The 13,961-nt window shown below is 48.4% G+C and carries 11 protein-coding genes; 5 read left to right on the top strand and 6 right to left on the bottom strand.

What is annotated here, in order from left to right; genetic code table 11:
* Positions 1-21 precede the first annotated feature (21 nt).
* The 4 genes from AC0YNS_RS06125 to AC0YNS_RS06110 all read right to left on the bottom strand — a co-directional run bounded on the left by AC0YNS_RS06125 (position 22) and on the right by AC0YNS_RS06110 (position 3,974).
* On the bottom strand, positions 22-1,161 hold the full coding sequence (locus tag AC0YNS_RS06125) for a metallophosphoesterase (protein WP_475780163.1): 1,140 nt from the start codon (positions 1,159-1,161) through the stop codon (positions 22-24).
* A gap of 195 nt (positions 1,162-1,356) precedes the next feature.
* Positions 1,357-2,205, bottom strand: coding sequence for a helix-turn-helix domain-containing protein (locus AC0YNS_RS06120; protein ID WP_475780162.1), 849 nt, complete (start codon positions 2,203-2,205; stop codon positions 1,357-1,359).
* Positions 2,206-2,263: 58 nt separating this feature from the next.
* Positions 2,264-3,010 (bottom strand): phytanoyl-CoA dioxygenase family protein, encoded by a 747-nt coding sequence (locus AC0YNS_RS06115; RefSeq protein ID WP_475780161.1) that lies wholly within the window; start codon positions 3,008-3,010, stop codon positions 2,264-2,266.
* A 154-nt stretch (positions 3,011-3,164) separates the two neighbouring features.
* The gene (locus tag AC0YNS_RS06110; RefSeq protein WP_475780160.1) at positions 3,165-3,974 is read right to left on the bottom strand and encodes a phytanoyl-CoA dioxygenase family protein; all 810 of its coding nucleotides are present in this window, start codon (positions 3,972-3,974) and stop codon (positions 3,165-3,167) included.
* A 142-nt stretch (positions 3,975-4,116) separates the two neighbouring features.
* Between AC0YNS_RS06110 and AC0YNS_RS06105 the strand changes: the two genes are divergently transcribed.
* Positions 4,117-4,926: a helix-turn-helix domain-containing protein gene (locus tag AC0YNS_RS06105; protein WP_475780159.1), complete on the top strand. Its 810-nt coding sequence runs from the start codon at positions 4,117-4,119 to the stop codon at positions 4,924-4,926.
* Between the two features lie 404 nt (positions 4,927-5,330).
* Positions 5,331-5,918 carry a PDDEXK family nuclease gene (locus tag AC0YNS_RS06100; RefSeq protein WP_475780158.1) on the top strand — a complete coding sequence of 196 codons (588 nt, stop codon included), beginning with the start codon at positions 5,331-5,333 and terminating at the stop codon, positions 5,916-5,918.
* Between the two features lie 90 nt (positions 5,919-6,008).
* On the opposite strand, the gene AC0YNS_RS06095 is transcribed toward AC0YNS_RS06100, so the two are convergent.
* Together AC0YNS_RS06095 and AC0YNS_RS06090 are read right to left on the bottom strand one after the other, a co-directional pair.
* Positions 6,009-9,155, bottom strand: coding sequence for a PAS domain S-box protein (locus AC0YNS_RS06095; RefSeq protein ID WP_475780157.1), 3,147 nt, complete (start codon positions 9,153-9,155; stop codon positions 6,009-6,011).
* 166 nt (positions 9,156-9,321) lie between these two features.
* Positions 9,322-10,107: a phospholipase D-like domain-containing protein gene (locus AC0YNS_RS06090; RefSeq protein ID WP_475780156.1), complete on the bottom strand. Its 786-nt coding sequence runs from the start codon at positions 10,105-10,107 to the stop codon at positions 9,322-9,324.
* 176 nt (positions 10,108-10,283) lie between these two features.
* On the opposite strand from AC0YNS_RS06090, the gene AC0YNS_RS06085 reads away from it, so the two are divergent.
* Genes AC0YNS_RS06085 through AC0YNS_RS06075 form a run of 3 tightly spaced genes read left to right on the top strand, consistent with a single transcriptional unit; the run spans position 10,284 to position 13,911 of the window.
* On the top strand, positions 10,284-11,696 hold the full coding sequence (locus tag AC0YNS_RS06085) for a spore germination protein (protein WP_475780155.1): 1,413 nt from the start codon (positions 10,284-10,286) through the stop codon (positions 11,694-11,696).
* A gap of 9 nt (positions 11,697-11,705) precedes the next feature.
* A complete protein-coding gene (locus AC0YNS_RS06080; RefSeq protein WP_475780154.1) occupies positions 11,706-12,800 on the top strand; it encodes a GerAB/ArcD/ProY family transporter in 1,095 nt (364 codons plus the stop codon).
* Complete coding sequence (locus AC0YNS_RS06075; RefSeq protein WP_475780153.1) at positions 12,793-13,911, top strand: Ger(x)C family spore germination protein; 1,119 nt, start codon at positions 12,793-12,795, stop codon at positions 13,909-13,911. The genes AC0YNS_RS06080 and AC0YNS_RS06075 overlap by 8 nt, the downstream gene beginning before the upstream one ends.
* Positions 13,912-13,961 lie beyond the last annotated feature (50 nt).

The following is a 13,961-nucleotide window of genomic DNA, read 5'->3' as shown; positions in this document are numbered from 1 at the left end:
CATTTGAGCCTCAACCAACAGCTATTTGTTGTCATTGCCGGGACTCTCGAAATTCACCTTGATCGATAAAATCTCGCTCCGACTGCCAATTCGAATTGGCGGCCCCCACGTTCCGAAACCCGAAGAAACAAATGCATGCAGCTGACCTTTAAGCAAATAACCGTAATCCAGCTCAAAAATCCGTCTGGTCACCAAATGGTTCGGTGCCATCTGACCACGATGCGTATGTCCATGCACAGAGAGGTCTACTACTCCTGTTTTGGCTAGATCACCGATTGAGCTTGGCTGATGATCCATAACAATAACCGGCAATGCGTGATCCAATCCCTCTATCAGCTCTGCCACAGGCTTTCGATTATGATCGGATTTATCCTTGCGCCCGATAAGGTAGAATCGATTGTCAATGAGCTGCGCTTCATCAAGCAGCACCGGGATGCCAACATCCTTCATTTCTTTGACATAGACGGGCACGCCGCCGCCATAATTCTCATGATTGCCCAGAATAGCGAATATGCCGTATCGGGTTTTGATTTCCGCCAGTTTGCGTCCATATTTATGTTTAACGAACGGCTCTACAGCATCATCCAGCACATCGCCGGGCAGCAGCATAATATCCGGCTTTAGCGCATTCGCTTGATCCACAAGACGCTGCAAATGCCTTCCGCGTACTGTCGACCCGAGATGAAGGTCCGAAGCAACAGCAATATGAAGCGGTTGTCCATTCCCTGCCTCCTTCGGAATTGTAACCTCATAACGCCGAACAATCGGACTCCATGCGTGGAAAGAGCCCACTGCCAGAATGACCAAAACAATCACAATCACTGCCCCACCGGTTATGAGAATCGAATCTCTATTCGAGAATGAAGCTGCGCGAAGTCCCCATGCAGCCAAATCGGCGAAGGGGAGCAACTGAACACTGTATTGCATCACTGCAATCCAATAGGAACCGATCCATTTCAGACCTTCTCCCATAAATCCGGGTAACGCTTTGCGAAGCAGCCTCGCGAGGATATAAGAGAATGCGATAATACCAAATACCGGCCAAAACAACCCCCCCGGTACATTCCCGCCTGCTACTGAAATAAATAACTGCAAATGCCATCCAATGTAAACCTGCAAGCCTAGAAATATGGATAAAATAATGGTCAATCTGACTGCCATAATGCCTCCCCCGCATGGAGCTTCTCCACGATTTCATCGTTCTATGATTCTCTTTAACCCATTTCTATCAGTATACCGATTCCACGCGCAAATAGCGATTTCACTCTAGTTGCCACTAACTTCCGATAATTGCAAAAAACCGGCCAAGCTCTGCTGGGGGGCGAGAGCCGGACCGGGTGATACCGAGCTATTATATTATTGTTTCCGGAATAGTCTTGGCGGCAAGCTGAACCGTTTCTTAAAGGCACGTTCAAAATGCGGCAGCGTATTAAAGCCGGAAGCGAAGCAAATTTCCGTGACAGGCAGCTGTGTGGTCTTAAGCAGCGACTTGGCAAATTGCAGCCTTAGCTCCTGAACGTAGCTTTGGAAAGTGGAGCCTGTCCCTTTACGGAAGCATTCGCTAAAATAATTAGCGGACAATCCGCAATAGGACGCCACTTCCTCGAGCGGGATAGCCTCGCGGAAATGATGCTGGATATAAATCAGCGCTTTGCGCACGGATGATTGAACCGGCTGCATAGGGTCAGGCGTAGCAGTCTGCGTCGGCTGAGTTCCTTTGCATTTGCGTGACAGGTCAATGAGCAAGCGCTCTACGCTGCCTTGAATCAGCAAATCGCTGCCCGCTTGCCAGTTCAGCGTCTCATCCCAAATGCGTTCATACTCCCGCTCAATCGCATCAATTTCTTCACCGACATACCAGTACGTATGCTCCGTATTCGGACCGAACAACAGCTCGAAGAGCGGTTCACGGATGAATTGTTCTTTGAAAATAAAATCGTACAGCTGGAGTGTCTCTCCCGGATCGGACTTTAAGCTGTGAAAATCCGCTGGGGTCAGTAGGAAAGCCGAGCCTCTCGTAAGCCGAGTAGGCACGCCATTCAGCACATGCGTACCGCTTCCCGATACGACAAAGCCCATTTCAAAAAACTCATGCCAATGCGTATCGATCAATCCGTCAATGGAATGCTTGAAGAGGCGGAAGGGAGCAGACAAAGTCATATAACTGTCGTTTAATAATCGTTCTGGGCCTTTATAGACGGTCATCCCACTCTACCTTTCGCCTGTTGTTGTTGTTCGTATGGTATTTAAACCGTTATCCGTATTATACGTTAACGAAGTCGCTTCCTGCGATATCTTTGCCGCGAGCAAGCCAAATCTTGAAGTTCGGGTTCTTCTCCGGAATGACGCGAGCTTCGGTCGAGAAGTAACGCATGGTGTATCCGCAACGGCGGAACGGGCTTGGATTCGGTGTTGCGCCGTGAATGATCCGCGAATCGTGAATCGAGCATTGTCCCGGCTCAAGCTCGAAGTAAACGGCTTTGGATTCGTCAATGTTCTTGATCTGCGTTGTGAAGATGCTGTCATCGGTATCGATGTCTTCGTAATCGGAGAAACCGTTGCTGTGTGTACCCGGAATAACGCGCATGCAGCCATTCTCTTTCCAGCTGCGGTCAATCGCGAGCCATACGGTAGCGATTTTGTCATAGCGGCTCAGACGGCCTTTCCAATACGCGGAATCTTCATGCCAAGGTGTCTGTTTGCCGATAAGCGGCTCCTTACAGATAAAGTGACTCGACCACAGACCGATGTTCGGTCCAAGGATAGGTTCTACCAAATCAAGCACTTCATCACTTAGCAGAAACTTCAAGAGACGCTCGTCGCGGAAATGCGGCGTGTCGAGCTCACTGTTCAGACGACGTCCTACCAGCTCCCATTGTTCTTCGAAGATAGCGGATAATTCTGCTTGTTTCTCCGCACCGAATACTTGGTTCTTATACAGCGAGTACCCATTTGTATTGTAAAAATCCACTTCTGCTTGTGTCAATCGACCGTTTGCGATATTGGACATTGTAATGCCTCCTTAGCGATATGATCTATGGATCTATTATCGCTCGGTTCGCCATCCATCCGCTTCGCATCTTCACCGATAAACTATGCATATCTTCGGCAATCCATACAAGCCGCATCACCATCCGGTGCTGCGGCTCGCATTATCAGCTCATTTAATGATACGTAAATTCTCCCATTTCCACGCCGCACGGACCGCCATCCGGATTTCCTTCCAGCTCGACCTTCGTTCCATCTGCTTTATAGAGCGGGTTGTAATGCACATTAATCCGGCTTGCGGAAGAATTCGCATAATGGCAAATGAATGCACGACGGAACTGGTCCTTCGTCTTGTTCCGATAGGAGCCGTGGATCAAATTGCCGTTAAAGAATAGCACGTCGCCCTTCTCCATGATGACCGGCATGACAACACCGTCTTTGGGCGGTTTCACGTAGTGGGTCGTAAAGGATTCATTCGTATCCGCCTGATCCGGACATGAAATTTCATGTGCATGCGTCTTCGGAACAACTAGCAGGCCGCCATTGTCTTCATAGGCATCATCGACTGCCGTCCATGCGGCAATGCAGTTGCCGGGTTCGACCTGCAAATAGAAATTATCTTGATGAAGCGCCTGGCCTCTGGAGCCCGGCGGCTTGTAGTAAAACATACTTTGTGCTGCATACGCCTCTTCGCCGTATAGATCTGCCAGCACTTCCATAACCGGTTGATGAAGCATATATTTCATCGCTGTATCGTTGTAACGATGCGGATGCATGACACGCGGAAAACGCTGCAGCGGATCGGTAACATTCGGCTCAAGGTTAGGCTCAAAATAACCCGGAATCGTCTCGTGACTCATGGTATCGAAGGTCTCTACAATTTCAGAAAGATGTGAAGGCGCGAACAACCCCTTCACAATGAGATAACCTTCCTTATCGAATTGCTGCTTTTGTTCCGGCGTGAGAACTCGCAAAGCTTCTGACATTCTTCTTCCCCCTAATAAGTAGATGATGACAGTCCATCACTGTATCTTAATTGTAGAGAATTTTGCGGTTATGCAGAAGTAAGAATGTTGCTAATAATTCCTACTATCCTGCTATAATGAGTGTCAGAGGAGTGAGCCGGACATGAGCACAAAGGGACCCGAATTGCCTTCCTACATCAGGGAACAAGGCGGAAATATGGTTATCGCCAACCATTTTCAACAGCCTGACAACTACTCCATTAAACGGTCGGAAGGGATGGGGGATTGGCTCATCACCTATACGATTGCAGGCGAAGGTTATTTTCTGATTGATGGAGAGGAACGATTCTGCCAGACGGGCGATGTTACTTTGATGCATCCCGGTGTACCGCACCAATATGGCACGCGTAAAGGAAGCAACTGGAATTTCGTATGGGCACATTTCACGCCGCGGTTCATGGAGACTAGTCTGCTCCCAAGCGAGAGGCTGCTTATTCATGCGATCGATAGCAACGTGGCAAGGACTCGCATCCATCAAGCATTCAATCGGCTGATCTCCGATTCCATCGAGCGCAGCTTGTACTGGAACGAATTATGCGAGAGTACGATGCGCGAAATCCTGCTGCTGCTGGCTCAGCGGTTATCCAAGAAAGTGGATCCCCGTATAGATGAGATCCAACATTTGCTCTCCTCGCGTATGCAGGATCCCATTCGAATCGATGAGCTAGCTCGGGCAGTCGGTCTATCGCCATCACGATTGTCCCACTTATATAAGGAATCCACAGGGTCATCCATCGTTGACTCACTTAACGACATGCGCATCCGCCAGGCTGCCCTCCTGTTGGAGCATACCGACCGTCAAGCCTCCGAAGTCGCGCTCGATGTCGGCTTCCAGAACTACAACCACTTCGCCGGCCAATTTCGCAAACGGTATGGTATGAATCCACGAGCGTATAAGAACCGCGAGTTGTGATTATGCGAGCTCGGGGCACCAGCTTTCGCATCAACCTCAGATTGTTGCATAAACTGCAACAATAATACGCTAAAGTAGCTGAAAACTACTATTGGTTGCAGAAAATACAACATTTTTCTATCTATTCCCCTCTAGAGGTTACATTCCATTATTATTGTTGCATTTTTTACAACATTCGCTTCGAAACTCCTTCACGGTGAGCTAAGTGTTGCAGAAACTGCAACTTTTGACTGCTTGCGAGACTGCTTGCGAGAGACAATGACTGTATTAAATCACTCATTCCTCTTGCCAGCTGTCATGTGCTATAATTTCCCTAGACGAAGAACGTCCTATTTAGCCGAGTGCGGCGATGGGGCGTTCTTTTTTTATTTTATTATGGAAATAGAAAGGAATAGGTGGTTAACATGCCAGACTTTGAAGAAGAGCATGCACTGTTTCTGGAACGACATCTGTCCAGACGATCTGGTGAGCGTAGAGGGAGATTATTAAGAGGGCATCAATATGCGGAAAAACTATTGCTGCAAAATGTTTGGTGGCCGCTCTTCGGCAGCTTCGATCACTTGCATCCGGAATATGAAATTCATGATTGGAACCGCAAGTCTCAGTTTCTTGACTTCGCGTTCCTCCCGCCTTACGGACGTTTTGGCTTAGAATGCGACGGTTATCAAAGTCATATTAAAGATATGGATCGGGATAGTTTCAGCTATTCTCTCAATCGAGATACTTATCTCACAGGAATGGGCTGGAAAATGATCCACTTTTCATTCGACGATGTACAGAAACGTCCAGATGTCTGCCGTATGCTGCTGCAGCTGGTCATCGGACCTTACTTGATTCGTCCGAATTCACCGGAGTTACTCCCAGCCGACGAAAAGGATGTACTTCGGTTTGCGCTTCAGTTGACCAAACCAATACGACCTAGGGATGTTATGCTTCATTTAGCTTCCGAAGCGCTCGAAATCTGTTGCAAAACCTGGTCCGTCGTAGTCTGATGCACCCCATAACTCGTAACAGCTATACCACCTGCCGCCCCCTTCAGAAAACAAAAAAAGCCCGAACCCGGGCTTTCTTTGTTCAACCGATCATCCTTCAGACATGGATGCTTCCAATTGTTCATAAACCGCGACGCGGTTACGTGTCTTCTTCGCTTCGTAGAGGCATTTGTCGGCGTAGGCCACAAGCATCTCTTGATCTTGTTCGAAAGTTGGGATCAACGTCGCTGCTCCCAAACTGATTGTCAGATAACTGCTCACGGTCGACTTGCTGTGAGGGATGCGGTTATTCTCCACGCGTACCCTCACGAGCTCCGCCAATTCGGCCGCCTCTTGTTTCGTTGTATTCGGAAGCACAATGCCGAACTCTTCGCCGCCGTAACGAGCGATGAAGGAATCCGGTATCAGGAGCGCATCCCGAATTTCGGATGCGACTGTCTTGAGGCACATATCGCCGCCTTGATGACCGTAAGTGTCATTGTAGCTTTTGAAGAAATCGATATCCAGCATAATGAGCGACAATGGCGCTCGATCAACCACATGTTTCTCCCACTCCACACGCAGCTGCTCATTGAAATATCTGCGGTTGTACACGCCTGTCAACCCATCCATGGAAGACAGCTTCTTCAGCTCCTCGTTAGCCAGTTGAAGCTTGGATTCCACGGCAATTCGGCTGGTGATATCCGACAACGAAACCAGCACGCTTGTAATCTGCCCGCGACTGTCCAGAACCGGCGCAGCATTACAGGATACGATGACCGTGGACTCGTCGGCCCGTTTATACACGAATTCGGAATTGGATACGACTTGCCCCGTGCGAAACACATGTGCAACCGGATAATCCACCTTCGGCATCAGATTTCCGCTATAGTCGTACAACACCCAAGCATCATCCGCGTAAGTCCGACTGAGTATCGCATCTTTATCTAGTCCGAAAATATCCTCAGCCATCTGGTTGGCCATCGTAATTTGACCGGATCCATCCACGACGACAATCGCATTCGGGACGGTTTCGATAATGGTGCTTAGTCGCGATTCGCTCTCTTTTGCCGCATGCTCGAGTTCTTTACGCTGGGTCACATTCTGGAAGTAGATAGAGAGTCCATCCTTAGACGGATAAATATGCACCCCATACCACGCTTGCAAGAACGGAAGATATTCCTCCGTAAAGATGGGCTGCTGCTTCTCCATCGCTTCGCGATACGAGCTGAATATGGCAGTTCCGATGATCTTAGGGAAACAGTCCCACAGCAGTCTGCCCATAATGTTCTCGCGATTCTTGCCAAGAATTCGCTCAGCTTCACTATTAACGTAAGAAAACGTCCAGTCATTGTTCAGTGCTATAAAAGCATCTGTAATACTTTCCAAAATATTATTCAAGCGGGTCTGAGTCACCTTGAACGCTTCTTCTGCTAGCTTCAGCTGCGTAACTTCTCGGCTGACGGAGACGACACCTTTCACCTGGCCGCCGTTATCACGTAAAGGCGAGTACGAGGTTTGATGATAGGTAGAACCTGTTGGCGAGCTGATCGACCAGTCGAGCACGGTGTGTCTCTCAAGCAGCGCTTTCTGCTGAGCTTCTTCATGGAGACATGCGTTGTCGGCATTGAGCAGCTCATGAATGGTTTTGCCGGAATAGAATGCATGCGGATCATGGATAATCGAATCCATCGATCTGCCGTATATGCCCGTGAGCTTCAACTCCCTATCAAAGGTAGACACCACTTCGTCCATCGACCCGACCAGCAATCGAATCCGTTCTTCATTCTCAATCATTGCCTGCTCAACCGAACGCTGCTCCGTAACATCAATGCCGATGCTTATAATCGAATCACGCTCGCCCTGCTGCCCTTTCAGAATCGTATTGGACCAAGCAATCAGCCGAAGCTCTCCGGTCCGTGTCCGCCAATGATTCTCATGACGAATCTTCCCGTTCGCACTTATCAGGTTATAGAAATGCACGCGGACAGCCGACTGTTCTTCAATCGGAACCAGAAAATCAAAGATCGAACGCCCCTGAACCTCTTGAGAGTCATGACCTGTAATTTGTTCACAGCTTTGATTAAACCGAATGATATGACCATCCGGATCGATGACGACAACAAGAGAAGCAGCCGTCTCGATGATCGAAGAGACAAAGTTTCGTTCCGTACTGAGAGCCCCGATCTGTTCCAAAATCGTATCCGACATGGAGTTATACAATTTGCACAGCTGCTGAAACTCCAGCGTTGCGTTTCTGAATACTTCCGGTTCGATGCGGTAATGGTATCCGCCTTCTTTGATCTGTTTCACGCCTGTTAGCAAATGGTTCAGCGGATCTGTAATCTTCCTGGCCGTTCGAAACATGATGAACACCGCTGCCGCCATCGCGATTAGAATAAATAGACTCGTATATTTGAGTTCGGTATAGAGCGAAGCAAATACATCTGCCTTGGCCGCTTCACCAATTACCAGCCATCTGCCGTTATTCGCATAAGTGTACGCACCATAGACGGTTTCACCACGGTAGTTCGTATAAGCTGACTTGGACTTGCTGCTCGTCTTTGCCCTGTCTACGATGGCAGAATCAATCGCCTTCGAATCGAATTCAACCGTTCCTGCGCCTGCGCCCGTAATTAATTGATCATCCGAATCGACCAGATAGGTTTGTCCACTCTTGCCGTACACGAATTGCTTCATTAAATGCTCGATTGTCGTGAGATCAACCGTACCCGCGACAACGCCAATGAACTGTTGATTCGCGTCTAGTACAGGAGCAGCGAACACGATGATCCGCTTGCCATCCTTCCTTGATACAATCACATCTGATATGGACTCTTGGCCTTGCTGTGCTGCGATAAAATAAGGACGGTCCTTCACATTCAAATCACTCTTCGATAAAGCGCTGTAGCCTTCATTATCGATCAAACCCATCGCTTTAAATTCTGCATGTTTGCTCTGGGATAAGTTAAGAACAGAAGCAATTTCAGTAAGCTCCCATTTCTTCACAGCAGACAGGCTGGCGATCATACTCATTTCCGACATGCGGTCGGACATCCATTTATCAATATACTGCTGCTGCAGTCGAATCGTTTGTTCCAATTGATTATGAATATCGCGTTCTTGATGATCCTGCTCGAAGTAGGAGAAGATAGCTGTACAGAAAACACCAACGATGAGTACGAAAACGACACCTAGCATACGGAGTCTGCTGTTTAACATATGGAGCTTGATTCTTTTGTGAAGAATGGTTCTCATTGGCAGTCAACTCCCCAGCTGTAAGTCGTAAACATATTTATCCTTCTTTTAGCATTTATTCGACATTCGTTCGGGCAAATCCTCTAAGCGAAAGCATAAATATTGTCGAGTTATGTCGAGGAAAAAAGCATCAAAAAAGCCCGCAACGAGGCGGGCTCTCTCCGATCTATTTCTCACAAGCAATGCCGTCGCGATCTCCGTCAAGCTTCGTACTGTAGCCGGGATCGCCTTTGCGCAGCGGGGCTTTGCCGGCTTCCTTGACGGCAGCGCAGCTCCGATAAACAACGGTCTTGTCTGATGCTGATTTTGCATCTTGAGTAACGGCGGAATTCTCTGCTTCGTCTAACGGAGATGTAACTTCAAGTGCATCCTCCGCGATAATCGGCGTTATCGCTTGAAACCCACCCGTGTCCTCCCACATCTCTTGAAATTGCGCTGCGAAGGACTGTGCAACCTCGCTGTTTCGAAGCACCATCAGCACTTCATCGTTGTCGGTGCTTGCCGATTTCGAATAATTGAACGAACCTGTCGTCGCTATTGCGCCATCGGCAATCGTCATTTTCAAATGCATCAACCCGCTGTGCTTGTTGACCTTCATCGGAATGCCCGCGCTGCCGAGCAGCTTGAGCGCTTCCTTCTGTGCTTTGCCGCCTGACTGCGTCTTGTCGGTGATGATCCGAACGTTAACTCCGCGTTTCTTAGCCTTCTTGATCGCATCGACGATGTCCGGTTTCGTCAAGCTGTAGATCGCGATATCAAGAGAGGTTTCTGCGTCATTGATCACGCCTATAAGCAGTTGATCCGGCTGTCCGCCATCCTGCGTAAAAGCCCATTCCGCTTCGATATCCTTCACGGTAGCGGGCTGGGAGGACGAGGAAGACGCATAGATGACGCCCACTGCAGCACAAGCTGCCAGAATAATAACGGAAAGGATGTATTTCATGATTTTCATGCTGAAGAGACTCCTTCATTTACCCGTTTTATCCTAGTCTACCACGAAGCGGCTATAATCAGCCAACGAACCGTTGCAGCTAATCCTACCTAATACAGTGCTGACCCTTCTATTTGCATAAAAATCCCAGCCGATCTTCATACTAAAGCGAAGCCATTATAGGATACGAAGAAAGTGTGGAATTCGTTGTGAAGGATGCTGGGAAGAAAACGGAACCGGAACTGCTTAGTCGTACGCTTCAAGCGCTCGATCATTGTGCGGACCTCGTGCATCAGAAGTTTCCCCTTCATGCCATAGATCTGATTTATTTCGCTCATCTGACGGGAAAAGAACAACTGCGCAAAGATGTGCTGGAACCGTTCGGTGCAGTTGACAACCACGAAGCTGTAATCAAAGAGAAGCTTACGCAAAGCCAATATGTTCAAGCCGCTACTTCGGAGCAGGTAACGCAAGGCATACTTGGCGGGCAAGTTGCCATTTACTACGGCGGGCTAGCTTACTTGTACGACTCTTATTCGCCGGATACCCGCTCTATTACGTCATCGGATACAGAAACCGTCATCAGCGGACCGCAGGATTCGTTCACGGAATCGCTAAGCACCAATTTATCCCTTATCCGCAGACGACTGCAAGACGCTCGGTTAAAATCGCTCTCCTTCAAGCTCGGTAGCAAGTCCGGCTCCACAATGTCGCTGCTCTATCTCGAAGGCGCAGCCGATCCCGATGATGTGCAGCTGATGTGCGCGAAACTGCGCGGCATTCATACCGATACCGTACTTGATACGAATACGCTCACGCAATATTTGGATCCAAGACCTTTCACGGTTTTCCCGCAGTTTCTAACAACCGTACGTCCGGACGTAGCTGTAAGTAAGCTTGCTAAAGGCAAATTAGTCGGCCTGCTGGACGGAAGCCAGGTCGCATTCAGCGCACCGGCTACCTTCTATGAATTTTTCTCCTCAACGGACGATTACTATATGTCTTGGCTTGTCTCTTCCGCTATACGGCTTCTGCGGTATATCGCATTGTTTATTACGCTGGGCTTTACGGCGTTCTACGTTACTGTTGTCACCTATCACTACGAGATGATTCCCCCTTCGCTGCTAAATAACTTGATGGAGTCTCGTAACAAGGTTCCGTTTACGCCTTTAATGGAAGCCATTATTATGGAATTCACCATCGAGCTGCTGCGAGAAGCAGGAGCCCGTCTGCCAACCAAGGTCGGGACAACCATCGGTACCGTCGGAGGAATCGTCATTGGCCAAGCTGCCGTACAAGCAGGGATAACAAGCAACATTCTCATTATTTCCGTTTCGATTTCCGCAATTGCCTCCTTCGTCATTCCGAGCTATTCCATGAGCTCGGCGATTCGGCTGTTTCGGTTTGGCATCATCGTACTGGCCGGTTTGCTTGGCAACTTCGGATTCGTTATCGGGCTCGCATTGTTCGTCATCCAGCTGTCCGGTAAAAATGCCTTCGGCGGTGCCGGTGCGTACATGTCCCCCGGCAATTGGCTCGATATAATCGTACGCGCGCCGGTGCAATGGATAGATAAAGCCAGAAAGCACGTCAAATCGCCCTTAAGCTAGGAGTTCCATATGAATGCGAAACTAACCTTTTCTCAAGTCATTATCCTGGCCATTACGTTGCAGTACGGCATTATTTCGTTCGAAATGCCGCGCCTTCTCGCCGAAGAATTTGGCTATAATGGGTGGCTGGCCCTGTTCGGATTCGGTGCGATCGCATCCCTAAATCTATGGCTGATTGCTTTAGTCTATCGGTACGGCAAAGGTGTCAGTATTTATAAGATCGCAAGACGCGTACTGCCTTCCGGCATTGCGGTTCCGCTCTTCAGTTTGCTTACCCTGCAATGGACCGTGTTAGGCGTCCTGATCAGCAAGCAGTATTTACTTATCTTGCGTTCCACGTCGTTTCCGACGATAAACCCTCTCTACTTATACATCCTGCTCGGAGCTCTAGTTCTATTGATGCTTAGCAAAGGCATCATCGGTATCGCCACGGCTTCCGTGATTTTCTTTGTTTGTGTGTTCTGGCAGCTTATTTTGGTACCAGAAACGTTACTCAATCAATTCAGCTTTGCTCGCTTCACACCTTATATGTTCAAAGATGCGGGGCTTACCTTACGGGGTATACTCAACATCTATTTTGCATTTCTAGGCTATGAATTAAGTCTATTGCTGTTTCCCTATTCAGGCAAAAAGACCCGCTTAATGACTGGTTTTCAAATCGGAAACCTAGTTGTGACGCTGGTTTATTGTTTTATTGCCCTCCTGACCTTCAGCTTCTATAGCTTTGAACAGTTGAAACAGCTTGCCTATCCGTCCTTAAATACATTATCGTTTATCCGCTTCCCGTTCGTGCAGCGCGTCGATGATTTCATCTTCAATCTCTTTTTGCTGCGGGCACTTATTATTACGACCATGTATCTTTGGGCGGCAATTGAACTGGTCAAAACCATGGTGGCAAGTGCAAAGAAAAGACTTATTCCTTATCTGGCATTTGCACTTCTCGCTGCGATTTCCGTGACGTGGAATCGCGGTGATTTACAGAAAACAGAACGATTGCTTCACTATATGGGAATTACAGAAATCGGGGTCGCGTTCCTTCTGCCGGCATTGCTGCTTGTACTCCTATATATTCATCATTGTAAGGGGCGTCGAAAACATGTATAAACGAGGTTTTATATTGCTTCTGCTCCTCCTGTTAACCGGATGTATCAAAGAACAAAAGCTTGAGGACTTGGGAATGGTAACCAGCGCTGCTATCGATGCGGTGAAACAAGAGGATGGCAATTCGAAAGGTCACAAAATCTCGGTTGCCATTGCAATACCCCGTATTGGCCTCGGGGGACAGATACAAGTAACCAATTTGCAAACAGAATCGGAGTCTACAAAGGAAGCACGCCGCAAGCTTTCACTGAAAACAAGCCAAATACTCGTCTCCGGCCAACTGCAAAACTTGATTTTCGGCAATGAACTAGCTGCAACCGGCATATGGACATACTTGGATTCCTATCGTCGGGATTATTCGGTTGGTGAGAAGATCCGTATCGTCGTTGCAAATGGGAACTCTGTTCATTTACTAACTTATCCATACCCTGGCATCCCCTCGATTAGCGATCATATCAGCGCTCTCGTCGAGCAGAAAAGTAAAATAAACGAAGTGCCTCCCGGCGGCCTATACGAATTTGTGCGCGATTATTACGATGACGGCATCGATCCGATCCTGCCGCTCATTGCACAGGAGAAAGACTATGTAGAAATTGATGGGATCGCACTGTTTAGTGGAGATAGCTATAAGGGAAAGATGGCTTCCGACGAGGCTGTCCCGTTCTTCGTGCTGCTCAGAAACGTGAAGAACGGTGAGCTGCTCATTAAATTTTCCAATAGCGTAACGGGCATACAAGAAAGGGCCATGCTCTCTCAATTGATTACGAAACGCTCGATCTCCGTTAATAAAGTCGGTTCCTCGCACGAGGTTACGGTAAACGTCCGAGTTAGCGGCGTTATCCTCGAATATGAAGGCAAACAGCATTTGGACAAAGATACCCCCTTCACGCAGCTGGAGCAAGATATGTCGAAGGCATTGCATGAAGAATTACAGATCATCGTTAACCGGCTGCAATCGCTTGGCACCGACAGTTTAGGTTTCGGCATCGCCGTGCGAAACAGCATGCCATATGAAGCTTGGAAACGTCTCGATTGGAAAACCGTCTATCCTACAGTTCCCGTCAAAGTTAACGTCGTCATCAACGTCCGAGATGCGGGGATGATTGAATCCTAAGAGACAGCAAACAAGGATGACCCAGGGCCATCCTTGTTCATTCCGCATAA

It is taken from the genome of Paenibacillus sp. J22FR21, from assembly GCF_056269135.1.
Note: the sequence above shows the minus strand (reverse complement) of the source record. Positions and strands in the feature narration are given on the sequence as shown.